The sequence below is a fragment of the Halomonas sp. genome (assembly GCF_014859505.1).
Lineage (GTDB): Bacteria > Pseudomonadota > Gammaproteobacteria > Pseudomonadales > Halomonadaceae > Halomonas.
In genome coordinates, this window is sequence record NZ_JACUUD010000053.1 from 1 (window position 1) to 19,847 (window position 19,847).

Genomic DNA, 19,847 nt, shown 5'->3' on the forward strand with positions numbered 1-19,847 from the left:
TCGATGCTCGCCTGATCGGCGGTGCCGCCCTGTTCGGCATCGGCTGGGGGCTCTCCGGCTACTGCCCGGGACCGGCCTTCGCCTCCATCGCCGGGCTCACCGGCCCGCTCGTCGCCATGCTGGTGGCCATGGTGGCCGGCTGGTTCCTGGCCAGGGCGATTCCCGCGCGGGGTTGATGCCGAGAACTTTCGTGAGGGCGTCCCCGTCGGCCTGTGCCGGCGGGGACGCTTGCGTTGTGAGACCGATGCTTGATCTGGGTCAAGGGAAATGCCCATACCGTTGGACCTTGGTCGCTGGCTAACGCCGGCTTAATCGCCGGATGCCAGGATGTCCACTATGACGAGGATTCCACATGCACGTATTGCTGATCGAGGATGACGTTCTGGTCGCGTCCGGTATCCAGGCTGGCCTGAACGTCCACGATTTCGTGGTCGACCATGTGGAGACGATGGCCGAGGCGCGCAGCGCCATGGAGACCGTCTCCAGTGACGTCGTGATCCTCGACCGTGGGCTGCCCGATGGCGATGGCCTGGCACTGCTGGAGGAGTGGCGCGCCGCCGGGATCATCACCCCGGTGCTGGTGCTGACCGCGCGGGATACCGTGCAGGACCGTGTGGCGGGCCTGGATGGGGGGGCAGATGACTACCTGGTCAAGCCCTTCGACCTCGACGAACTGGTGGCGCGGCTGCAGGCGCTGCTGCGCCGTGCCGCCGGACGACCGCGTTCTCTGATCGAGCACGGGGCGCTGTGTCTGGACCCGTTGGCCCGGGAGGTCACCGTGGCGGGGCGCCCGGTCGCACTGTCGCGCCGCGAGCTGGTGCTGCTGGAGATATTCCTGCAGTCGCCGCGCAGTGTGCTCTCCGCCGACCAGCTCAAGGATAGCCTCTACGGCATGAACGACGAGGTGGAGAGCAACGCCCTCAACGTGCATATCCATCACCTGCGCCGCAAGCTCGGCAGCCGGGTGATCGAGACCGTGCGCGGGCTGGGTTACCGGCTTGGTAAAGCCTCAGCGGTGGTGGTCGCGGCGGATGACGAGGCGCGACGATGAGCCTGCGCACGCGATTGCTGGTGACCCTGGGGCTGACCCTGGCGCTGCTGTGGAGCCTGGCCGCGGCCTGGCTGATGCGCGACCTCGAGGAGCAGTTCGTGGCCACTCTGGACCAGCGCCTGGCCCAGTCGGCGCGCATGGTGGCCGGGCTGATGGCCCAGCTCCCCGAGGAAGTCTGGCTCCAGGCCGATCAGCGGGCGCTGTCGATCCCGCCCATCGAGGGGCTGGCCTGCCAGGTGCATTCCCCTCGCGGCGAGATCATGGCGCGTACCCACACTGACCTCGAGACGATTCTGGCGCCGGGCAAGCAGGGCCATGCCTACCGCGAGGAGGGCGGCGTCACCTGGCGGGTGTTCACCTACGAGCGCGGCGGGCTGACCATCACCACCGCCGACCGCATGGACGAGCGCGACATCCTGCTGCGCAATGTCTTCCAGGTGGCGGTGGTGCCCTTCGCCGTGGCGCTGCTGGGCAGCATGGCCGCGCTGTGGCTGGGCGTGTGGCGGGGCCTGGCACCGCTCTCCCGTCTGCGCGACTCCCTGGCGCGACGCCACCCGGAAGCCCTGGCGCCGGTAGCGACCTACGGGGTGCCGATGGAGCTGCGTCCGCTGATCGAGACGCTCAACACCCTGCTGGCACGGATTCAGCAGGCCATCGTGCGCGAGCAGCGTTTCACCAGCGATGCCGCCCACGAGCTGAAGACGCCGCTCACTGCCATCAAGACCCACCTGCAGGTGGCGAGCCGGGTGGAGGGGGACGCCGCCCGCCGGTCGCTGGCCTATGCTGAGGAGGGAGTGGGGCGGCTCGCGCGGATCCTCGACCAGCTGCTGATGCTGGCCAGGGTAGAGGGGCGCGTGCAGTTCGAGGACGGCGAGCCGAGCCGGGTGGTCGACGTGGTCGAGCTGGCCCTGCGCGATACCGGGGTGGATCTGGAACGCTTCGTGCTGCCCGAGGCGTGGCCCGAGGTAGAGCTGGCACTGCCCCGGGAACTGGCCGTTACCGCGCTGCGCAACCTGGTGGACAACGCCCTGCGCCATGCTGGCGAGGGTGCCCCGGTGACGGTCACTGCTCGCCTGGACGAGGCGGCGGGTGAGCTGACCTTCCGGGTGCGCGACCACGGTCCCGGCGTCGACGATGAGGCCCTCGGCCAGATGGCCCAGCGCTTCTGGCGCGCCAGCAAGCAGCGCGGCAGCGGCCTTGGCCTGGCCATCGTAGTGGCCATCGCCGAGCGTTTCGCCGGCCGGCTCGAGTTTGCCCGCCCCGACGGGGCCGGGCTGGAGGCCTGCCTGACCGTGCCGGTCAAGGCGGGTCGTTGAACACCCCGTACCGAACACGCCGTACCGGGGTCGATGAGACAACAAGGGGGAAACCACATGACCAGCAAGAGGATCACGGGCGGGCTCGGCCTGCTGCTGGGCGTCGGCCTGGCCGCCGGTCAGGCCATGGCGCTGGAAGGCGACGCCGAGCGGGGACAGGCGGCCGCGGGGACCTGCGTGGCCTGTCACCAGGCCGACGGCAGCGGCATGAACGTGCCCGGCGGCGAATCCTGGCCGCGCCTGGCAGGAATGGACGCCGACTATATTGCCAAGCAGTTGCATGATTTCAAGGGAGGTCGTCGCCAGAACGCCTCAATGATGGCCTTCGCCAACATGCTCGATGACCAGCAGATCGCCGACGTGGCGGCCTACTACAGCGAGATGCCGGTCACCGCTGCCCAGGGTGGCGACGTCGATGACGTGCTGCTGGCCCGCGGCGAGCAGCTCGCCCTGCGCGGCGACTGGGATCAGTACATCGTCTCCTGCAAGAGCTGCCACGGCCCGCGCAACGAGGGCGTCGGCGATACCTTCCCGGGCATCGCCAGTCAGCACGCCGGCTACATCGAGAAGCAGCTGCGCGCCTGGCAGGCCGACGAGCGCGGCAATGACCCGCAGAACCTCATGGGCGCCATCGCCAAGCGCATGAGTGACGAGGACATCACCGCCGTGGCGGCCTGGCTGGCCAGCCAGGCCGTGGCGTCCGAATAAGGGGGAGCAGAGCATGAAACTCAACAGGACAACCCTGGCCGTGGCCAGCGCCACCGTGGTGGCGGGCATCAGCCTGGCGGCCAGCGCCGAGACCCTGCATCCGGCGGTCGAGACCCTGGTGGAGATGGGCTATCCGGCTCCCCTGGAGGGCGAGCTGGTGCACATTCCGCCGACCATGGCGGATCTCGAGGCCTCCGATCTGCACCCGGAGACCAAGCAGGTCATCCGTCGCGGCTATGACCTCTTCACCAACACCCAGCAGCTGCGCGGCGAGAATGTCTACAACGACATGAACTGCTCGAGCTGCCACCTGGGCGAGGGCCGCCAGCCGTTCAGCGCCCCGGTGTGGGCGGCGGCGGTCACCCTGCCCAACTACCGCGGCAAGAACGACCACGTCAACAACCTGGAGGAGCGCATCGCCGGCTGCTTCGCCTACTCCATGAACGGCGTGCCGCCCGAGTACGGCAGCGACGACATGCTGGCGCTGACCGCCTACCACCAGTGGCTGGCCAAGGGCGCGCCCATGTACCCCGACCAGCCGATCTATGGGCGTGGGTTCCCGGCGCCGGATCGCCCCGACGAGCTTAGCTACGAGAACGGCGAGGCACTCTATGTAGAGAACTGCGCGATCTGCCACAGCGAGGACGGCTCCGGCTACTACCAGAACGGCGAGTATGTCTTCCCGCCGCCCTGGGGCGACGGCTCCAACAACTGGGGGGCCGGCATAGTGCGCGTCCATACCGCGGCCGGGTTCATCAAGAACAACATGCCGCTGGGCCAGCCGCTGTCGCTCTCCGACCAGGAGGCCTGGGACATCGCCTACTACATGAGCAGCCAGGAGCGCCCGCAGGATCCGCGCTACACCGGCGACGTGGCCGAGACCCTGGAGCGCTTCGGCCCCAGCTTCCACCGCACCTCCCTCTACGGCCAGGAAGGGCCGAACGGCGAGATCCTTGCCGATCACGCCAACTGGGGCGAGAAGGGCGATGAGGTCAAGCCTTGGAACATCGGCCAGCCGCGCTTCAAGGAGCTGAAAGCCCAGTAGGAGCGCCATTTATTGCGCGAATGGCGCCGCAGGCGCCCCCGGCGGGGTTGCTTGCGGGACTCAACGCCGCCCAGAAGCCCTTCGGTCTCCCTTCGCCGGGCGGAGCCCAGCTCCTACAGGTCAGTGCTCGACCTCGGCTGACCGTAGCGATGATCTGTCAAGCACCAAAAAAGCGCCCCGCCCGGTCCGTCCGGGCGGGGCGCTTGTCATCAGGGCCCGGTCACTCAGGTCAGGGCGCCTTGCCGCCCATCACTTCGATCATCCGCTCGTCGTTCGGCAGCCCCTGGACGCGATCGACCCGATCCCCGTCGCGGAACAGCGTGGAGGGGGTGGCGATCATGCCCAGCTCCTCGAAGAGCTGGTTGTTGGCGTAGACCTGCTCCTCGATCTCGCGCGCCTGAGCGGTGGGCACGATCTCGTCGCCGCCGTCGCTGTGGGCGTGCAGCGCCGCGGCCGGGTCCTCGGCGCCCAGCAGGGTCGCCGCCTTGGCGGGGCTGCTGGAGGCGAGGATGCCCACCATGATATGGCGCAGCTGCACCTCGCCGGCCTCCACCCAGGGCCGCGCCGCCTCCCAGAACTGCCGGCAGTAGGGGCAGTTGGGGTCGGTGAAGGTGTAGACCACCCGCGGCGCCTCGGCGTCGCCGTCCTGGATCCAGTGGCTCTGCTCCAGGCGCTCCCATACCTCGACGAACTGGGCGGCGCGCACATGCTCGTCCAGGGCGGCATCGGAGAGGTCGTTGCCCTCGGCGTCCACCAGGGTGCCGACGATGGCGTGCTTGCCGTCCGGGGTCAGGTAGATGGCCACCTCGCCGCTCGGGTAGCTGGCCGCGAAGCCCTTGAAGCCCCCGGGAGCCTCGAACTCGGCGTGGATCTCCAGACCCTGGCTGGCGAGTGCCTGAACCGGTGCGGGCCAGTGGTCATCGGCCAGGCTCGTGGTGGCAGCGGCAAGGGTCAGTACGCTGGCGGAAATCAGGCAGTAGGGCAGTCGCATGGGGAGGTCCTTTCTCATGATGGGGCAATGAAACAGACAGGGCTCGGCCGGGGGTCTCAGCGCAGGCGCTCCAGCCCGCGCTGCAGGGTGGCCCGGGAGAGCTCGCCGAAGTGGGTGTCCACCAGGCGCCTCTCGGCGTCGTAGTAGAGGGTGGTCGGCATGGCCATGGCGCCGGTGGCATCGCCCAGGGCGTTGCGGGCATCCAGCAGCACGTTCTCCAGGGAGAGGGACTCGTGGTCGAGGAAACGGTTCACCAGGGCCTCGTCCTCGCCCTGGTTGACGAACACGAAGGTGATGTCCTGCTCCTCCCGCTGGGCCTGCTGGAAGACCGGCATCTCGCGGCGGCACGGTGGGCACCAGGTTGACCACCATGGGCCGGGCCTCCCGTTCGGCCAGGGCGGGCAGGTCGACGGGCTCTCCCGCGAGGGTGGCCAGCGGGGTGTCCGGCAGAGGGCGGCTCTGACCCTCGAGCAGCAGCAGAGGGCCGGCGGTGAGTCCCCAGGTGAAGGCGCCGGCCGATCAGCGCCCCGGCGAGCAGGGCGATGCCGAAGGCCAGCACGATCAGTAGCTGGCCGATGGAGAGACTCAGCGGGCCGATCGCGATACTCTGGTTCAGTCCGTGCATGGAGAGCTCCGTGAGGGTCGAGGTGTTCGGGGGCCTCCTGGCCTGCCGCCCGTAGCGAGAGTGTCAGTCGTGGATTAGCGGGGTATTATCCAGCGTGCCGCAGCGGCGGCGTGGGGCGTTATGTCGCAAGACCTTTTCGCCCGCTCGGCAGTAGGATGGCGAGTCATACCCGCCGCCACATTCGCACAAGGAACTTCTCCCATGGTCCAGCTCGCCCTGCCTTCCCTTCGCGTCGCCCTTGTCGGCCTGGCCCTGGCGCTGGCCAGCCAGAGCGTGCTGGCCCAGTCCCTGGCGGTCGAGAACGCCCAGGTGCGAGCCGTGCCGCCGGTATCCACCACCACAGCGGCCTTCATGGTGCTGCATAACCGGGGCGATAGCGACCTGGCGGTGGTCGACGCCCATTCGCCGGCCGCCCGGGTCGCCGAACTGCACAACCATGTGGACGTGGACGGTGTCATGCAGATGCGCCGCGTGGACGAGATCGGCGTGCCCGCCGGCGCCAGCACCGAGCTGGCCCCGGGTGGCCTGCACCTGATGCTGATCGACCTGATGGCGCCGCTCCACGAGGGGGACGAGGTCGAGATCACCCTGGTGCTGGACAGCGACGAGACCCTGACCCTCTCGGCCCCGGTCAAGCGCATCGAGGTGATGGGTGGCGGCATGCCCGGCCACGGTGGCGGCCACCAGGGCCACTGACAGGGCCATGCTGGGCGGGGGCGGTCGCAGTCGCTACAATGCGTCAACGCTCCCGTCATTCCAGCCCGGAACCCAGCGATGCACTGCCCCTTCTGCGGTACCCATGACACCAAGGTCACCGATTCGCGACTGGTCGCCGAGGGTGATCAGGTGCGTCGTCGCCGCCAGTGCGTGGCCTGCGGCGAACGCTTCACCACCTACGAGACCGCCGAGCTGGTGATGCCCCGGGTGATCAAGGCCGACGGCTCCCGCGAATCCTTCGACGAGCAGAAGCTGAGGGCCGGCATGCTGCGGGCGCTGGAGAAGCGTCCGGTCAGCGCCGAGGCCATCGAGGCGGCGGTGCAGCGCATCCGCCAGACCCTGCGGGCCCGAGGCGAGCGGGAGATCCACGCCCGCGATATCGGCGAGCAGGTGATGCTCGCCCTGAAGCGTCTCGACCAGGTCGCCTACATCCGCTTTGCCTCGGTCTACCGCAGCTTCCAGGATATCGACGAGTTCCGCGCCGAGATCGACCGCCTGGCCCAGGAGCCCACCTTCGGCCCCGACGAGCCGCGAGGCTGACGGCGCATACCCGACCCCAAGGAATCCCATGGCCAAACAGCCCCCCGAAGCCTGGATGGCCCGGGCTCTGGAACTGGCCCGTCGCGGCCTCTATACCACCGACCCCAATCCCCGCGTCGGCTGCGTTCTGGTCAGGCACGAGCGCCTGGTCGGCGAGGGCTTCCACCTGCGCGCCGGCGAGCCCCACGCCGAGGTCCACGCCCTGCGCCAGGCCGGCGAAGCCGCCCGCGGTGCGACTGCCTATGTCACCCTGGAACCCTGCTCCCATCAGGGCCGTACCGGGCCCTGCGCGGTGGCGCTGGTCGAGGCCGGCGTGGCGCGGGTGGTGGTGGCCATGGCCGACCCCAATCCGGCCGTGGCCGGTCGCGGCATCGCTCTGCTGCGCGAGGCCGGCATCGAGGTGGTGGTCGGTGTGCTGGAAGAACAGGCCCGCGCGCTCAACCCCGGCTTCATCATGCGCATGGACCACGGCCGCCCCTTCGTGCGGCTGAAGATGGCCATGAGCCTGGACGGGCGCACCGCCATGCGCTCCGGCGAGTCCCAGTGGATCACCGGCCCCCAGGCCCGTCGGGAGGTGCAGCGCCTGCGCGCCCGCTCCAGTGCCGTGCTGACCGGGGTGGAGTCGGTGATCTTCGACAACTCGCGCCTCACCGTGCGCCCCGAGCAGGCCGAGCTCGACGGCGTGGAGCTGATCGCCGGCCGCCAGCCCCTTCGGGTGGTGGTGGACAGCCGACTGCGCCTGCCCGAGGCCGCGGCCTGCCTCACCGAGCCCGGCCGCACCCTGGTGGCCACGGTCGAGGACCACGAGGCGGGGCGGCGCGAACGGCTCGAGGCCGCTGGCGCCGAGGTGGTGGCGCTGCCGGCCGACGCCGGTGGGCGAGTCGACCTCCATGCCCTGCTGCGCTATCTGGCCGACGTGGAACAGGCCAACGAGGTGCTGCTGGAGACCGGCGCGACACTGGCCGGCGCCATGCTCGACCAGGGCCTGGTGGACGAGATGCAGCTGTTCGTGGCGCCGACCCTGCTGGGTGGCGAGGCCCGGCCGCTGTTTCAGCTCGCCGGCATCGAGACCATGGCCCAGCAGCGGGGTCTGGCGATCCTTGATATCCGCGCTGTGGGCCGCGACTGGCGCATCACCGCCCGGCCCGAGCGCCGTACGCTGGCCGCGCGATAAGGGGCGCCGGGCTCTTTACTGGCGCCCGACGCCGCGCCACGGGCTCTTTACTGGCGCCCGACGCCGCGCCACGGGCTCTTTACTGGCGCCCGACGCCGCGCCACGGTAACCTGACGCCGTTTCGAGGCGGAGTGCTGCCTGCGGACGACACCGCTGTCGCCGTCTGCCGACGCCCGCCAGGCTGAATTTCTGGAGATCTCATGGTGAACTCAACTGCCGGTGGTCTGGCTCCCATCGAGGACCTGATCGAGGATATCCGCCAGGGCAAGATGGTGATCCTCATGGACGATGAGGATCGCGAAAACGAAGGCGACCTGATCATGGCTGCCGAGAAGGTGCAGGCCGAGCACATCAACTTCATGGCGCGCCACGGTCGCGGGCTGATCTGCCTGCCCATGACGCGCGAGCGCTGCGAGCGTCTCAAGCTGCCGCTGATGGTCACCGACAACGGGTCGGGCTTTGCCACCAAGTTTACCGTCTCCATCGAGGCCGCCGAAGGGGTGACCACCGGCATCTCTGCCGCCGACCGTGCGCGTACCGTTCAGGCCGCGGTCACGCGGGATGCCACCGCCGCGGATATCGTCCAGCCGGGGCACATCTTCCCGCTGATGGCCGAGCCCGGCGGCGTGCTGCGCCGGGCGGGCCACACCGAGGCGGCCTGCGACCTCTCCGCCCTGGCCGGGCTCGACCCCAGCGGCGTGATCTGCGAGATCATGAACGATGACGGCAGCATGGCGCGCCGCCCGGAGCTCGAGCGCTTCGCCGCCGAGCACGGCCTGAAGATGGGCACCATCGCCGACCTGATCCACTACCGCATCCACAACGAGCAGACCGTACAGCACGTGGAAGCCACGCCGGTTCACACCGCCCACGGCGAACTGACCCTGCACGTGTTCCGCGACAGCATCCAGGGCGCCCACCACCTGGCGCTGGTCAAGGGGCGCCCCAGCCCCGAGACGCCCACCACGGTGCGCGTGCACCTGGCCGACGCCATGCGCGACCTGCTCGGACTGCAGAAGGGCGACGGCGCCCTGTGGAACTCCCAGCGGGCCATCGCCGAGGTGGCGCGCTCCGAACGTGGTGTCTTCGTGCTGCTCGACGACGGCCGCCCCCGCCAGGACCTGCGCGACTATCTGGATACCTTCCTGGAGCGCCGGCGGGCGCCACGCAACAGCGCCTCCGACGGTGCCGGCAACTACCTGACCATCGGCACCGGCTCGCAGATCCTGCGTCATCTGAACGTCAGCAAGATGCGCCTGCTCAGCTCCCCCTGGAAGTTCTCGGCCCTCTCCGGCTTCGACCTGGAAGTGGTCGAGCGCCTGAGCCCCGAGGACGTCGCCGCGGCAGACGCTGCCGAGGCCGACACCGACGCCTCCGAGACCCGCGGCGCCTGACGCCGACGCCCCGACCATCGTGCGGGCGCGGCCATGGGTCGCGCCCCAGCATCATCAGGAAGACAGACATGGAACCCATTTCTCAAGTGGAAGGCAGCTTCATCGACGTGGACGGCCGCTACGTCATCGTCGTGGGCCGTTTCAATCATCACGTGGTCGACAGCCTGGTGGAGGGGGCTGTCGACAGCCTGGTGCGCCACGGCGTCGCCGGCGAGAACATCGATATCGTCCACGTGCCGGGTGCCTGGGAGCTGCCGCTGGCGGTCAAGAAGGTCCTCAGGGTGGCCCATCCCGATGCGGTGATCGCGCTGGGCGCGGTCATCCGCGGCGGCACTCCCCACTTCGAGTACGTGGCCGGCGGCTGCAACTCGGCCCTGGGTGCCCTGCAGCTGGAGTTCGAGACCCCTATCGCCAACGGCGTGCTCACCGTCAACTCCATCGAGCAGGCCATCGAACGCTCCGGTACCAAGGCCGGCAACAAGGGTGCCGAGGCGGCCATGGCGGCCATGGAGATGGTCTCGCTGCTGCGCTGCTTCGGTGACGACGACGGGGAAGAGGCATGAGTCGCGAGCGTGACCGCGGACCCTCGAAGGCGCAGCTTTCACGCCGCGCCGCTCGGGAACTGGCGGTGCAGGGACTCTATCAGTGGCAGATGACCGGCAAGTCGATCAGCGCGGTGGAGGCAGAGTTTCGCAGCCAGTTGGCCGATGACGACCTCGAGGACCACGAGAACTGGCTCAAGGTCATGGAGATCGCCGACCTGGCGCTCTTCCATGAGCTGCTGCACAACGTGGCGCGCTTCAAGGCCGACCTGGATGCCTCCATCTCTCCGCTGCTCGACCGCAAGCTCGAGGAGCTTGACCTCATCGAGCTCTCCATCCTGCGCCTGGGGGCCTATGAGCTCTCCCGGCGCCTGGAGGTACCCTACCGGGTGGTGATCAACGAGGGCGTGGAGCTGGCCAAGACCTTCGGCGCTACCGACGGTCACAAGTACGTCAACGGCATCCTCGACAAGCTCGCCGGACGCCTGCGCTCCGCCGAGGTGGCCGCCCGCCGCCGCTGAAGGGGATGTCCCCATGCCCAGCCAAAGTCAGCACAGTGAGTTCGAGCTGATCGCCCGCTACTTCACCCCGTCGCCGCCCGGCCCCGATGCCGGTGTGGCGCTGGGGGTGGGGGACGACTGCACGCTGCTGGTCCCCGCGGCGGGGCGACAGCTGGCGGTGAGCGTCGATACCTCGGTGGCCGGCATTCACTACCCCGAGGACGCGCCCGCCGACGCGGTGGGCCATCGTGCCCTGGCGGTCAGCCTCAGCGACCTGGCGGCCATGGGCGCCCGCGCCCGCTGGTGCCTGATGGCGCTGACCCTGGCCGAGGCCGACGAGGCCTGGCTGGAGGGTTTCTCGCGGGGCTTTCGCGCGCTCGCCGAGGCCAGCGGCGCCGCGCTGGTGGGTGGCGACGTGACCCGGGGGGCCACCGCCATCGGCGTCACGGTGATGGGAGAGGTGGCGCCCGGGGCGGCGCTGACCCGCCATGGCGGGCGCCCGGGCGATCTCGTCGCGGTGACCGGCGCGCTGGGGGGCGGCGCCGGCGGCCTGGCGCTCTGGCAGCGCGGCGAACGCGCCCCGTCTCATCCGCTGCTGGTCCGATATCTGCGGCCCCAGCCGCGCCTGGCGGCCGGCGAGGCGCTGGTGGGGCTGGCCAGTGCCGCCATCGATGTCTCCGACGGCCTGCTGGCCGACCTGGGTCATATCCTCGAGCGCTCCGGCGTCGGGGCGACCCTCGCGCCCGAGGCGCTGCCACTGGCCGAGGGGCTGGTCGCGGCGCTGGGCGAGGAGGGAGCCCGCCAGGCGGCGCTGACCGGCGGCGACGACTACGAGCTGCTGGTGACCATTCCCGGTGAACGCGTCGACGAGGCCAGCGCGCGACTCGCTGCCCTGGGCCTGCCGCTCACCGTCATCGGTCGCCTCGAGGCCGAGCCCGGTCTGCGAGGTGTGGAGGACCAGGGGCAAGGCGGCTGGCAGCACTTTCATGGTCGGTCGTCCCCGGGGGGAAGCCTATGAAAATGAAGAATGCGCCTGCCAGCGTCTGGCATCGCCCGATCCACTTCCTGGCCTTCGGTCTGGGCAGCGGGGCATCGCCCTGGGCTCCGGGGACCTTCGGCACCCTGGCCGCCATTCCCTTCTACTGGCTGCTCTCCGAACTGCCCCTGGGCTGGTACCTGTCGGTGGTGTTCGTGGCCTTCGTCTGGGGAGTTTGGCTGTGCGAGAAGACCTCCCGTGATCTGGGTGTCCATGACCACTCCGGTATCGTCTGGGACGAGTTCGTGGGGTACTGGATCACCATGGCCGCGGTACCCTTTTCCTGGGAGGCGGCACTGTGGGGATTCGTGCTCTTCCGCATCTTCGATGTCATCAAGCCCTGGCCGATCCGCTGGGCGGACCGCCGGGTGGCGGGTGGCTTCGGCATCATGATCGACGACGTGATGGCAGGCATCTACGCCTGGAGCATCATGCATATCTGGTTCTGGCTACACTGAGCGGCTGAGGCGTTGCGGCTCGCCCACCCGGGCGACGTCGAGCAGGGAAGGGGGTGCTATGCGCAAGGAACGACTGATCGTCCCCGTGGTGGTGGCGTTGGCCGTGGCCTGGGCGGTGGCTCAGTACCTCGCCTCCTGGCTCTTCGAGCGGGAACTGGTCCGCGCTCTGGTGGATCTGGAGGCCCGCGGTGAGATGGTAATGGAGCGCAGCGAGGTGGAGCGGGGCTGGCTGGGCTCTTCCGGGGTCGTGCAGGTCTCCCCCGTGCTGGGCGACGGCTGGCGGCTCGAGCTCTCCTACGCGGCTCGCCACGGCGTCTTCAGTACGCGCGTCGAGGGTGACGCGCGCCCCTTCACCGGCACCCGCCAGCTGCGCCTGTTTGGCGACTGGCTGCCGTCGAGCCCTCCACGCTGGCATGCCCGCTACCAGACCCTGGGCGGCACCCTGGAGGGCAGCATTCAGCTGGCCCCCTTCCTCATCAGCCAGGGCCCCCGCGAGCTCGACTTTCGCGGTGGACAGATCGGCTTCGGGGGACAGCAGGGCGACTGGCGACTGCGTGCTCGGCTGCAGCCCTGGCGGCTGACCGACGGCACAGCCACGCTGGAGTCCGGGCCGGTCTCCCTGGAGAGTCGCTATGCCTATACCGCCGGCGCCCACCACTTCACCCAGTTGGACCTGCTGCGTATCGACCAGCTGGTCTGGCAACAGCCCGGCCTGGAACTCGAGGCCCATGAGCTGCTCTACCGCAGCCGCATGCAGCTCGATGACAGCGAGCTGCGCATCGACAGCGAGCTGACCCTTGGCGAGGTGCTGGCGGCCGAACAGGTGCTGCTGACCGGGCGTGTGGCCATGGAGGTGTCGCGGATCAATGCCGACGCGCTGCGCGAGGCACTGGCCGGGCTGCGACGAGTGGCGGCCGAGGCCCGAGAGCTCTCCCTCCGGGAGCTGCTCGCCCGCCTGGAGCCGGAACTGCTGGGGACCCTGATCGACTCGCCGCGCCTGGACCTCACCCAGGTGGTCCTGGAGAGCCCCATGCTGGGGCTCTCCGCCCGCGCCGACGGGGCGCTGTTCTTCGACCCGCGCCGCCTCGACGAGCTGAGCCTGGTGCGTCTCGATGACGAGGCCGAGCAGGCCCGCTGGCTGTCGCGGCTGGACGGCGACTTCACCTGGCATGAGGTGCCTGCGGTGGTGGCCCTGTGGCTGGGCCTGCCGCTGGGCACCAAGGACCTCGAGATCGACGTGATCCGCGGCAGGCTCAGGGTCAACGGTCGACCGATGCCGCCTCTGTGGCGCTGATATCTCCTCCCCGGTGACTTGAAGTGACGGCCGTTCGCCCGCATTCCTGAGCCAACGGCATGAGCCATCATCGGATCAGGACGATAACCATGAACGACGAGCAGGATCGCCACCACGACCCGGATACGCCGGAGTGGCTGCACGACTCCCCGGACGAGGACGAGCTCTTCGGCCTCGATGACCAGAGCGGTAATGGCCAGCACGCCATGGTGCCGGCCCGTGACACCCTTCCCGAACGCATCTACCTGCTGCCGATCCACAATCGACCCTTCTTCCCGGCCCAGGTGCAGCCGCTGGTGATCAACCGCGAGCGCTGGGAGGAGACGATACAGCGCGTCGCCAGGACGTCGCACCACACCGTGGGGCTGGCCTTCGTCGGCGAGGCCGCCGTGGAGGGGCTGGCCCACGACGACTTCCCCGAGATCGGCACCGCGGTCAAGATGCACAAGCTGCAGGGCGAGGAGGGGCAACTGCAGTTCATCGCCCAGGGCCTGCAGCGCTTTCGTATCCAGCGCTGGCTCTCGAAGGAGCCGCCCTATCTGGTGGAGGTGAGTTACCCCCGCGAGCCGGTGGACGCCGAGGCCGACGAGGCGCGCGCCTACGCCATGGCGCTGATCAACGGCATCAAGGAGCTGCTGCCGATCAACCCCCTCTACGGCGAGGAGCTCAAGCACTACCTCAACCGCTTCAGCCCCCACGAGCCCGGCCCGCTCACCGACTTCGCCGCCGCCATCACCTCCGCCAAGGGGCGCGAGCTGCAGGACGTGTTGGCCACCCTGCCGGTACTCGCCCGCATGCAGAAGGTGCTGCCGCTGCTGCGCAAGGAGATCGATGTCGCCCAGCTGCAGAGCGAGATCAGCGACCAGGTCAACGCCCAGATGCAGGAGCGCCAGCGGGAGTTCTTCCTGCGCGAGCAGCTCAAGGTGATCCAGCGCGAGTTGGGCATCTCCAAGGACGACCGCGAGAACGATGTCGACACCTTCCGCGACCGTCTGGAGAGCCTCGTCGTGCCGCCCAAGGTGCTGACCCGCATCGAGGAGGAGCTCGACAAGCTCTCGGTGCTGGAGACCGGTTCGCCGGAGTACGGCACCACCCGCAACTACCTGGACTGGCTGACCAGCATGCCCTGGGGGGTGCGCAGCCAGGACCAGCTCGATCTGGTCCACGCCCGAGAGGTGCTCGACCGCGACCACGACGGCCTGGCCGACGTGAAGGAGCGCATCGTCGAGTTTCTCGCCGAGGGCACCTTCAAGGGCGACGTGGGCGGCTCCATCCTGCTGCTGGTGGGCCCGCCCGGGGTCGGCAAGACCTCGGTGGGCCGTTCCATCGCCGAGACGCTGGGGCGCGAGTTCTACCGCTTCTCGGTGGGCGGCATGCGCGACGAGGCGGAGATCAAGGGGCACCGGCGCACCTACATCGGTGCCATGCCCGGCAAGCTTGCCCAGGCGCTCAAGGAGGTCGAGGTGGAGAACCCGGTGATCATGCTCGACGAGATCGACAAGATGGGGCAGTCCTTCCAGGGCGATCCCGCCTCGGCGCTGCTCGAGGTGCTCGATCCGGAGCAGAACGTCGACTTCCTCGACCACTACCTGGATGTGCGCCTGGACCTCTCCAAGGTGCTCTTCGTCTGCACGGCCAACACCCTGGACTCGATCCCGGGACCGCTGCTCGACCGCATGGAGCAGATCCGCCTCTCCGGCTACATCGCCGAGGAGAAGATGGCCATCGCCCGCAATCACCTGTGGCCCAAGTTGCTCAAGCGGGCCAACATCCCGAAGAAACTCATCAACCTCACCGAGGCGGCGCTGCGCCAGGTGGTCGAGGGCTACGCCAGGGAGGCCGGGGTACGCCAGCTCGAGAAGCAACTGCATCGCATCGTGCGTAAGGCGGCGGTGAGACTGCTGGAGAACGATCAGCAGCCGGTAAAGGTCTCGGTGAAGAACCTGGAGACCTTTCTCGGCGCGCCGCTCTTCCGCAAGGAGCAGGTGCTCAAGGGGGAGGGGGTGGTCACCGGCCTGGCCTGGACCTCCATGGGAGGCGCCACCCTGCCTATCGAGGCGGGCAAGGTTCACTCGCTCACCCGCGGTTTCAAGCTCACTGGCAAGCTCGGCGAGGTGATGCAGGAGTCGGCCAATATCGCCTACAGCTATGTGCTGGGTCACCTGGCCGATTACGGCGCCGACGCCGACTTCTTCGACTCCGCCTTCGTGCACCTGCACGTGCCGGAGGGCGCCACCCCCAAGGACGGCCCCTCGGCGGGAGTCACCATGGCCACGGCGCTGCTCTCGCTGGCCAGGCACCAATCCATCGAGCGGCCGCTGGCCATGACCGGCGAGTTGACCCTCACCGGCCAGGTGCTGCCGGTGGGTGGTATCCGCGAGAAGGTGATCGCCGCCCGGCGCAGCGGCATCTTCGAGGTGATCCTGCCCGACGCCAATCGCCGCGACTTTGATGAGCTGCCCGACCACCTCAAGGAAGGGGTGACGGTGCACTTCGCCAGGCGCTACAAGGACGTGGCCAGGGTGGTGTTCGGCTAGGTGGGCCTGCCTGGCTCTCCGCCCAGGTTGGCGGTCGCGCCGCCGTCGAGCACCAGCGTCTGCGCTGTCATGAAGGTATTCAGTGGAGAGGCAAGCTGAAACACGGCCCGGGCGACTTCATCGGGCCTGGCTACCCGGCCAAGGGGCGTGGCCTGTTGCCAGCGGCGCCGCGATTCGGAGGCGGCGTCCTGCATGCCGGCGCTGGCCGGCCCGGGCGCTACCGCATTGACCAGGATGCCCTGCGGGCCCAGTTCCACCTCCAGGGCACGGGTCAGGGACAGGATGGCGCCCTTGCTCATGGCGGAACAGTTCCTCCTTCGGGAAATCGGCATTATAGTGATTTGCGAATCAAGCCATCACAACATCACAGATTCTGGACACCAAGGGAGACCGCTATGCCCACGTTTACCCGCCGCCTGCTGGCATCCGCCACGGCGATCCTGATCGGCGCCACCGCTTTCAATGCGCAGGCCGAGACCCGGGTCACCTACAAGTCCGCTTCGGCGGGAACCGCCTACTACCAGATGGGCGTGGAGCTCTCCGAGGCCATTCGCCGGGGCACCGAGGGGGAGATGGTGCTCACTCTCGAGGAGAGCCAGGGTTCGGTACAGAACGTGATGGAGGTGATGGCACGTCAGGGCAACTATGTGTTCACCACGCCGCCGGGTCTGGTGGAGCAGGCGCTGGCGGGCGAGGGCGCCTTCGCCGAGCGTCAGAGCCCGCGCTTCCAGGAGATCCGTGGTCTGTTCCCCATTCCGGCCATCACCATGCACTTCGTGGCGGCCGGCGATGAGGGAGTGATCGGTCTCGAGGACCTGGAAGGCAAGCACATCCTCATCGGTCGCGGCACCTTCGGTGCCCGCGAGGCGGAGCGCTATCTGGAGATGTTCGACCTGCTGGACAAGGTGCAGGTGGCCAACGCCAGCATCGGCAGCGGCCCCGATGCGCTGAAGAACGGCCAGATCGACGCCTTCGTGACCGCCAGTTCATTCCCGACCCCCAACGTGATAGAGACCGCGGCCAGCATGCCCATCAGCCTGGTGAGCCTTACCGATGAACAGATCGAGATGACCGGCGCGGCGCGTCAGACCATTCCGGGTGGCACCTATCCGGGCATCGATGAGGACGTCGAGACCACCTCGCTGCCGGTGATTGCCTATACCACCAGCGCCATGGATGACGAGGCCGCCTACACCCTGACTCGCACCTTCTGGGAGCGGCGAGATGCCATGGCTGAGGAGACCGCCTGGTGGGGCAGCATCACCCACGACATGGTGGGCAATATCGCCGGCACCCTGCATCCCGGCGCTCTGCGCTACTACGATGAGGCCGGCATCGACATTCCCGATGCACTGCGCTGATCCCCTGCCCGGGCCCCGATAACGGGGCCCGGCCCTGCAAGGTAGTCCTCATGCCTGTTCTCTCTTCCCCGACATCGGCTGTGACCGGTGCCGCTGTCGAGTCGCGCCTGCACCCGGCCTGGGTGGTGTTGGGGGCGATCAGCGTTGTCTTTCACCTGGGGCTGATCTTCTATGGCCTCACGGCTGCGCTGGTCAGCCGTCCCATCCACATGGCGCTGGCCCTTCCCTGGATCCTGATCCTGCTGGCACGGGACCGCGTCGAGCGCTGGAGCGGATGGCTGCTGACGGTGCTGGGCGTGGCGGCCTGCGGCTATATCGCCTTAAACGAGGAGGCGCTGGCCAACCAGTACGGCTTTATCGACACTCACTTCCAGATGGCGCTGGGGATCTTCCTGATCGGCCTGGCGCTGGAGACGGCGCGGCGGGCCATCGGCTGGCCGCTGCCCACGGTGGCGCTGGGCGCCATCCTTTACGGGATGTTCGGGGCGTATATTCCCGGGCAGTTTGGCCATCCCGGTATGCCGATGCAGAGCTTCGTCGGCAGCCTGACCATCTCCGAGGGGGGGCTGTGGGGCTCGCTCACCGGCGTGAGCGTCGGCGTGGTGGCGATCTTCGTAATCTTTGGCGCCGTGCTCAATGCTGGTGAAGCGGGCCGCGGTTTCATGAACATGGCGGGTGCCGTGGCCGGACGGCTGACTGGCGGTGCGGCCAAGGTGTCGGTCATCTCATCGGCGCTGATGGGCTCGATCTCCGGGTCGGCGTCGGCCAACGTGGCCTCCACCGGGGCCATCACCATTCCCTCCATGGTGCGCCTGGGGTATCCACGCTCCCTGGCCGGCGGCGTGGAGGCCGTGGCCTCCTCGGGCGGGCAGATCATGCCGCCGCTGATGGGTGCCGGTGCCTTTGTCATGGTAGAGCTTACCGGTACCCCCTATACCCAGATCATGGCGGCGGCGATGCTGCCAGCCATCCTCTATTTCGCTACCGTCTGGGTGGGCATCAACGCCTATGCCACGCGGTATGACCTGAAGCCGATGGCCGAGGAGGATCGTCCCTCCGGGCGCGAAGTGCTGATCACCTCGCTGTTCTTTGCGGTGCCTTTCGTGATGCTGCTGGAGCGGATCTTCCTCGGGGGCTATACGCCCCAGTACGCGGCGAGCCTGGCGGTCTTCGCCGGCCTGGCGCTGCTGTTCTTCGACGTCACCTTGAGCTTCTCGCTGCGCGGCTTTGGTTCGCGCGTGGCCGAAGCGCTGGTGACGGCGGGGCGCCAGGTAGCGGTCATCGGTGCCATCATCATCTGCGCCTCCCTGGTGATCGGGGTGCTTTCACTGACCGGCCTCGGGGTGAAGATCACTTCGGGCATCCTGTCGCTCTCCAACGAGATGCTGTGGCCGGCGCTGCTGCTCACCGCCCTGGCTTGCCTGATCCTGGGCATGGAAGTGCCGACCACCGCGGCCTACGTGATCTGCGTCTCCGTGGCAGGCCCCGCGCTTACGGCGCTGGGGCTCGAGCCGCTGCTGGCCCACCTCTTCGTCTTCTGGTTCGCGCTGCTCTCCACCATCACGCCGCCGGTGTGCGGCGGGGTCTTCATCGCCGCCGGGATGGTAGGCGAGAACTGGCTCAAGGTCGCCCTCAAGGCCATGGCGCTGGGCATCGGCCTCTATATCATTCCGCTGGCCATGGTCGCCAATCCGGACGTGATCCGCCTGGCCTTCGATCCGGTCGGTGCGGTCTTCGCCGGGTTCAAGATTGCCGTTGGCCTGGCGGGCATCTCCTATGGAGTGATCGCGCGGCGGGCGCTGTGGCTGCGCGCCCTGCTGATCGTGGCCGGCGCTCTGATCATCTTTCTTGTCTAGGAGGTCGCATGCGTATCGCCACTCTGGGGCCTGAGGGCAGCAACCATGCGCTGATAGCGCGCCGCTACCTGGAGCGACACGGTAGCACCGAGGACGAGGTTCTCCTCTACGACGCGTTCCACGAGGCCTTCGAGGCGTTGATGGCGGGGAAAGTGGAGCTTGTGCTGCAGTGCACGGCCCACTTCAGCCATGCCGACTGCGTTGGCCGCTATATGCATCGCGCCTATCCGGTAGATACCTTCATCGCCGGCAGCCGCCCGCTGGCACTGCTGTCGCGAGGGGAGGTTGCCGCGCCGCGCAGTGTGGGTCGGCAGCCGGCCACCCGTTTTTACACGGACCTCGACGGTTTTGCCGAGCAGTGCGACACGCCTACCATTGTGGCCGCGGCCGAAGGGCTGCTGGCGGGCCGCTTCGACGCCGCCATCTGTGCCCGTGAGGTGCTGGGCCAGCATCCTGAGTCGCTTCGGCTGGTGAAAGACCTGGGGCCGGCTCAGGATGTCTGGGTGCTCTACGGGACCACGGCGCTGCCGGATACCAGCTCGCTGGTGCTAGCGTAGGCCTGGCCTGACGGGCGGGCGCATGACAGAATCGACGGCTGACTGGACACCAAGACCGCCCGGGCACGGCCACGGGCGGCATGCCCCACGAGAGGACACCATGCCCGAGTATCGTTCCCGCACCACCACCGCCGGCCGCAACATG

Annotated in this window: 21 protein-coding genes; 18 read left to right on the forward strand and 3 right to left on the reverse strand. The window is 68.5% G+C overall.

From position 1 onward, the window contains the following. The 5 genes from IBX53_RS08905 to IBX53_RS08925 form a co-directional block, all read left to right on the forward strand. The coding region (locus IBX53_RS08905; protein ID WP_367171549.1) for a DUF6691 family protein at positions 1-176 on the forward strand (176 nt) is incomplete at its 5' end. Positions 177-352: 176 nt separating this feature from the next. Further along, positions 353-1,051: a response regulator transcription factor gene (locus IBX53_RS08910; RefSeq protein ID WP_290908161.1), complete on the forward strand. Its 699-nt coding sequence runs from the start codon at positions 353-355 to the stop codon at positions 1,049-1,051. Continuing rightward, positions 1,048-2,367, forward strand: coding sequence for an ATP-binding protein (locus IBX53_RS08915; RefSeq protein WP_290908164.1), 1,320 nt, complete (start codon positions 1,048-1,050; stop codon positions 2,365-2,367). The genes IBX53_RS08910 and IBX53_RS08915 overlap by 4 nt, the downstream gene beginning before the upstream one ends. A 57-nt stretch (positions 2,368-2,424) precedes the next feature. Beyond that, complete coding sequence (locus IBX53_RS08920; protein ID WP_290908166.1) at positions 2,425-3,075, forward strand: c-type cytochrome; 651 nt, start codon at positions 2,425-2,427, stop codon at positions 3,073-3,075. 13 nt (positions 3,076-3,088) lie between these two features. Further along, entirely contained in the window at positions 3,089-4,120 is a 1,032-nt protein-coding gene (locus tag IBX53_RS08925) for a c-type cytochrome (protein WP_290908167.1), read from the forward strand. A gap of 229 nt (positions 4,121-4,349) precedes the next feature. On the opposite strand, the gene dsbG is transcribed toward IBX53_RS08925, so the two are convergent. Beyond that, positions 4,350-5,111 carry a thiol:disulfide interchange protein DsbG gene (dsbG, locus tag IBX53_RS08930; protein WP_290908171.1) on the reverse strand — a complete coding sequence of 254 codons (762 nt, stop codon included), beginning with the start codon at positions 5,109-5,111 and terminating at the stop codon, positions 4,350-4,352. 56 nt (positions 5,112-5,167) lie between these two features. Then, positions 5,168-5,446, reverse strand: coding sequence for a TlpA family protein disulfide reductase (locus IBX53_RS16245; protein WP_367171548.1), 279 nt, complete (start codon positions 5,444-5,446; stop codon positions 5,168-5,170). Between the two features lie 491 nt (positions 5,447-5,937). Here IBX53_RS16245 and IBX53_RS08940 point away from each other — a divergent pair, with 491 nt between their 5' ends. The 10 genes from IBX53_RS08940 (at position 5,938) to lon (ending at position 15,928) form a co-directional block, all read left to right on the forward strand. Further along, the gene (locus IBX53_RS08940; RefSeq protein WP_290908174.1) at positions 5,938-6,432 is read left to right on the forward strand and encodes a copper chaperone PCu(A)C; all 495 of its coding nucleotides are present in this window, start codon (positions 5,938-5,940) and stop codon (positions 6,430-6,432) included. A 78-nt stretch (positions 6,433-6,510) separates the two neighbouring features. Further along, positions 6,511-6,993: a transcriptional regulator NrdR gene (gene nrdR, locus IBX53_RS08945; protein WP_290908177.1), complete on the forward strand. Its 483-nt coding sequence runs from the start codon at positions 6,511-6,513 to the stop codon at positions 6,991-6,993. A gap of 28 nt (positions 6,994-7,021) precedes the next feature. Beyond that, positions 7,022-8,167: a bifunctional diaminohydroxyphosphoribosylaminopyrimidine deaminase/5-amino-6-(5-phosphoribosylamino)uracil reductase RibD gene (gene ribD / locus IBX53_RS08950; protein WP_290908179.1), complete on the forward strand. Its 1,146-nt coding sequence runs from the start codon at positions 7,022-7,024 to the stop codon at positions 8,165-8,167. Between the two features lie 200 nt (positions 8,168-8,367). Continuing rightward, positions 8,368-9,561: a bifunctional 3,4-dihydroxy-2-butanone-4-phosphate synthase/GTP cyclohydrolase II gene (ribBA, locus tag IBX53_RS08955; RefSeq protein WP_290908180.1), complete on the forward strand. Its 1,194-nt coding sequence runs from the start codon at positions 8,368-8,370 to the stop codon at positions 9,559-9,561. Between the two features lie 68 nt (positions 9,562-9,629). Beyond that, entirely contained in the window at positions 9,630-10,124 is a 495-nt protein-coding gene (ribE, locus tag IBX53_RS08960) for a 6,7-dimethyl-8-ribityllumazine synthase (protein ID WP_290908182.1), read from the forward strand. Continuing rightward, on the forward strand, positions 10,121-10,624 hold the full coding sequence (gene nusB / locus IBX53_RS08965) for a transcription antitermination factor NusB (protein WP_290908185.1): 504 nt from the start codon (positions 10,121-10,123) through the stop codon (positions 10,622-10,624). The genes ribE and nusB overlap by 4 nt, the downstream gene beginning before the upstream one ends. A 13-nt stretch (positions 10,625-10,637) precedes the next feature. Then, positions 10,638-11,621: a thiamine-phosphate kinase gene (gene thiL / locus IBX53_RS08970; protein ID WP_290908186.1), complete on the forward strand. Its 984-nt coding sequence runs from the start codon at positions 10,638-10,640 to the stop codon at positions 11,619-11,621. Positions 11,622-11,623: 2 nt separating this feature from the next. Beyond that, the gene (locus tag IBX53_RS08975; RefSeq protein ID WP_290908188.1) at positions 11,624-12,097 is read left to right on the forward strand and encodes a phosphatidylglycerophosphatase A; all 474 of its coding nucleotides are present in this window, start codon (positions 11,624-11,626) and stop codon (positions 12,095-12,097) included. A gap of 58 nt (positions 12,098-12,155) precedes the next feature. Continuing rightward, entirely contained in the window at positions 12,156-13,391 is a 1,236-nt protein-coding gene (locus IBX53_RS08980; protein WP_290908191.1) for a DUF945 family protein, read from the forward strand. Between the two features lie 89 nt (positions 13,392-13,480). Further along, positions 13,481-15,928, forward strand: a complete 2,448-nt coding sequence (lon, locus tag IBX53_RS08985; protein ID WP_290908195.1) for an endopeptidase La — start codon at positions 13,481-13,483, stop codon at positions 15,926-15,928. Here lon and IBX53_RS08990 read toward each other — a convergent pair. Continuing rightward, complete coding sequence (locus tag IBX53_RS08990; protein ID WP_290908196.1) at positions 15,925-16,260, reverse strand: SDR family oxidoreductase; 336 nt, start codon at positions 16,258-16,260, stop codon at positions 15,925-15,927. The genes lon and IBX53_RS08990 overlap by 4 nt on opposite strands. Before the next feature lie 63 nt (positions 16,261-16,323). Between IBX53_RS08990 and IBX53_RS08995 the strand changes: the two genes are divergently transcribed. From IBX53_RS08995 to IBX53_RS09005, 3 genes are read left to right on the forward strand one after another with little or no spacing between them, the layout of a single operon-like run. After that, entirely contained in the window at positions 16,324-17,289 is a 966-nt protein-coding gene (locus tag IBX53_RS08995) for a TAXI family TRAP transporter solute-binding subunit (protein WP_290908199.1), read from the forward strand. A gap of 50 nt (positions 17,290-17,339) precedes the next feature. After that, complete coding sequence (locus IBX53_RS09000) at positions 17,340-19,145, forward strand: TRAP transporter fused permease subunit (RefSeq protein ID WP_290908201.1); 1,806 nt, start codon at positions 17,340-17,342, stop codon at positions 19,143-19,145. Positions 19,146-19,153: 8 nt separating this feature from the next. Then, positions 19,154-19,702 carry a hypothetical protein gene (locus IBX53_RS09005; RefSeq protein ID WP_290908204.1) on the forward strand — a complete coding sequence of 183 codons (549 nt, stop codon included), beginning with the start codon at positions 19,154-19,156 and terminating at the stop codon, positions 19,700-19,702. Positions 19,703-19,847: the final 145 nt, after the last annotated feature.

Coding starts and splice junctions, on each gene's coding strand:
- nusB (WP_290908185.1), top strand. CDS start 10,121: ATGAGTCGCGAGCGTGACCGCGGACCCTCGAAGGCGCAGCTTTCACGC.
- IBX53_RS08980 (WP_290908191.1), top strand. CDS start 12,156: ATGCGCAAGGAACGACTGATCGTCCCCGTGGTGGTGGCGTTGGCCGTG.
- IBX53_RS08975 (WP_290908188.1), top strand. CDS start 11,624: ATGAAGAATGCGCCTGCCAGCGTCTGGCATCGCCCGATCCACTTCCTG.
- IBX53_RS09005 (WP_290908204.1), top strand. CDS start 19,154: ATGCGTATCGCCACTCTGGGGCCTGAGGGCAGCAACCATGCGCTGATA.
- IBX53_RS08995 (WP_290908199.1), top strand. CDS start 16,324: ATGCCCACGTTTACCCGCCGCCTGCTGGCATCCGCCACGGCGATCCTG.
- IBX53_RS08915 (WP_290908164.1), top strand. CDS start 1,048: ATGAGCCTGCGCACGCGATTGCTGGTGACCCTGGGGCTGACCCTGGCG.
- IBX53_RS08920 (WP_290908166.1), top strand. CDS start 2,425: ATGACCAGCAAGAGGATCACGGGCGGGCTCGGCCTGCTGCTGGGCGTC.
- thiL (WP_290908186.1), top strand. CDS start 10,638: ATGCCCAGCCAAAGTCAGCACAGTGAGTTCGAGCTGATCGCCCGCTAC.
- dsbG (WP_290908171.1), bottom strand. CDS start 5,111: ATGCGACTGCCCTACTGCCTGATTTCCGCCAGCGTACTGACCCTTGCC.
- IBX53_RS08940 (WP_290908174.1), top strand. CDS start 5,938: ATGGTCCAGCTCGCCCTGCCTTCCCTTCGCGTCGCCCTTGTCGGCCTG.
- IBX53_RS08925 (WP_290908167.1), top strand. CDS start 3,089: ATGAAACTCAACAGGACAACCCTGGCCGTGGCCAGCGCCACCGTGGTG.
- IBX53_RS08910 (WP_290908161.1), top strand. CDS start 353: ATGCACGTATTGCTGATCGAGGATGACGTTCTGGTCGCGTCCGGTATC.
- nrdR (WP_290908177.1), top strand. CDS start 6,511: ATGCACTGCCCCTTCTGCGGTACCCATGACACCAAGGTCACCGATTCG.
- ribE (WP_290908182.1), top strand. CDS start 9,630: ATGGAACCCATTTCTCAAGTGGAAGGCAGCTTCATCGACGTGGACGGC.
- IBX53_RS16245 (WP_367171548.1), bottom strand. CDS start 5,446: ATGCCGGTCTTCCAGCAGGCCCAGCGGGAGGAGCAGGACATCACCTTC.
- ribD (WP_290908179.1), top strand. CDS start 7,022: ATGGCCAAACAGCCCCCCGAAGCCTGGATGGCCCGGGCTCTGGAACTG.
- ribBA (WP_290908180.1), top strand. CDS start 8,368: ATGGTGAACTCAACTGCCGGTGGTCTGGCTCCCATCGAGGACCTGATC.
- IBX53_RS08990 (WP_290908196.1), bottom strand. CDS start 16,260: ATGCCGATTTCCCGAAGGAGGAACTGTTCCGCCATGAGCAAGGGCGCC.
- IBX53_RS09000 (WP_290908201.1), top strand. CDS start 17,340: ATGCCTGTTCTCTCTTCCCCGACATCGGCTGTGACCGGTGCCGCTGTC.
- lon (WP_290908195.1), top strand. CDS start 13,481: ATGAACGACGAGCAGGATCGCCACCACGACCCGGATACGCCGGAGTGG.